The sequence below is a fragment of the Streptomyces acidicola genome (assembly GCF_009377235.1).
Taxonomy (GTDB): domain Bacteria; phylum Actinomycetota; class Actinomycetes; order Streptomycetales; family Streptomycetaceae; genus Streptomyces; species Streptomyces acidicola.
Genome location: NZ_VMNX01000487.1, coordinates 1 through 2036, shown reverse-complemented (window position 1 = coordinate 2036; position 2036 = coordinate 1). Strand labels below are relative to the sequence as shown.

Here is a 2036-nt window from a genome sequence, read left to right as displayed (position 1 = left end):
GTTCAGGCCGAAGCGGGGGTCTGGGGGCGCAGCCCCCAGGGACAGGATGGGACGGGTAGGGGCGGCGGGGGCGAAAACCCCCACCCGAACACCCGCGGGGCGCTACGCCGCCAAGTCCCGGTCGTCGTCCACCGAGGGCTCCACCCGAGCCCCCGGAACCACCGCCCCCTGGCTTTCGGTCCGCTTGGCCGAGATCAGCCACCCGGCCCGCGGCGACCGCTCGACCGCCTTCGCCAGCGGGGTCAGCAGAGCCATCGCGACCGGCGACAGCAGCAGGGCCACGGCCGTACCCAGGGCGAAGCCACCCACGACGTCCGTCGGATAGTGCACGCCCATGTAGATCCGCAAGAAGCCCCCGAGCAGCCCCAGCACGATCCCCACCAGCCCGAACTTCCGGTTGGCGACGAACAGCGCGACTCCCATGGCCATGGTCAGCGTCGCGTGGTCGCTCACGAAGGAGTAGTCGGTCTTGCCGGTGACCAGGACTTCCAGCCCCTCGTGGTCCAGGAAGGGCCTCGGCCGCTTCACGAACTCACGTATCGGCACGTTGATGAGGACCGCGATCCCCGCGGCGAGCGGCACCCAGGCCAGCGCGGCCACGGACGACGCGGCATCCTCCCCGCCCCGCCGCCGCACACCCCACCAGCACCACAGCACCAGCAGCACCATGACGAGCAGCAGCCCGTACTCGCCCACGAACTCCATGACCCGGTCGAACCAGTTGGGCGCGTCCTTGGCCAGGCCGTTGATGTCGTAGAGCAGACTGACGTCGGGATTCGACCCGGAATCGGCGAGAGGTGCGGACCCGGCGAGAGATGCGGACTCGGCGAGATGCGCCCCGTGACCGGAGTAAACCCCGGAATACGCCCCGGACTCGGCGAATGCAGCCATAGTGCAGCGGCCCCTTCGTCGTCTGTTCCATGCTCGGCGGCCGCACTCCTGCGTGCGCCGCTGCGGCCACCCCCGTGGTTGTAGGCGTCGTCACGCGTCGAAGCACTACGAGACAAGGAACGCACAGTCTCCTTCTCTGCGTTCCACACTCCACTGAATGATCACTCAGACGTTATCGAAGAGAGATACATCTGCGCAGCTCAGGGCGGGTTCACAGAGAATTACGCGCCATCAGATCGTCGTGGGCAACGCTTTCGCGCCATCTTCGGTGACCCGAGTTGCCCCGAAGTAGTCCGGAGTGTCGATCGGGTCGAAGCGGATCACGGCACCGGGCCGGGGCGCATCGATCATGTATCCGCCGCCCACATAGATCCCCACGTGCCGGATGGCCCGCGAATTGGTGAGGTCGTCGGAGAAGAAGACCAGATCGCCCGGAAGCAGCTCGTCCCGCTTCGGGTGCGGCCCCGCGTTGTACTGGTCGTTGGCGACCCGGGGCAGTGTGATCCCGACGGTCTCGTAGGCGGCCTGGGTCAGCCCCGAGCAGTCGAAGCGCCCGCCCTGGCCGGCGGTGCCGGTCCCGCCCCACAGGTACGGCGTCCCGAGCTTCTCCTGCGCGTACGCGATGGCTCCCGCGGCCTGCTTCGACGGATCGACCCTGGTGACGGGCGCGGCGAAGCTCTTCTCCAGGTCCGTGATCGTCTTGACGTAGTTCTGGGTCTCCTTGTACGGCGGCACGCCCCCGTACCTGATCACCGCGTAGGCGCCCGCGTTGTAGGCGGCGAGCATGTTGTGCGTCGGGTTCCCGGGCGCGTCCTTGACGTACTTGGCGAGGGTGCAGTCGTACTTCGCGGCCGACGGGATCGCGTCGGCCGGGTCCCAGACGTCGCGCTTGCCGTCCCCGTTGCCGTCGATGCCGTGGGTGGCCCATGTGCCCGGGATGAACTGCGCTATCCCCTGGGCCGCGGCCGGGCTCTGCGCCTTCGGATTGAACCCGCTCTCCTGGTACAACTGCGCGGCCAGCAGCGCCGGGTTGATGGCGCTGCACAGGTTGCCCCACTTCTGCACCAGCGGGCTGTACTCGGCCGGCACGGACCCCTTGGCGAGCGCCTTGGGCCCGCCCCCGGCCCCGCCCGCCAGACTCCCTG

The 2036-nt window shown here is 68.7% G+C and carries 2 protein-coding genes; both read right to left on the bottom strand.

Going from position 1 to position 2036, the window contains the following annotated elements; translation table 11 throughout:
* Nucleotides 1-102: 102 nt before the first annotated feature.
* Nucleotides 103-891 carry a phosphatase PAP2 family protein gene (locus FPZ41_RS46245; protein ID WP_152870862.1) on the bottom strand — a complete coding sequence of 263 codons (789 nt, stop codon included), beginning with the start codon at nucleotides 889-891 and terminating at the stop codon, nucleotides 103-105.
* 231 nt (nucleotides 892-1122) lie between these two features.
* On the bottom strand, nucleotides 1123-2036 hold a 914-nt coding region (locus tag FPZ41_RS46240), incomplete at its 5' end, for a bifunctional lytic transglycosylase/C40 family peptidase (protein ID WP_152870860.1).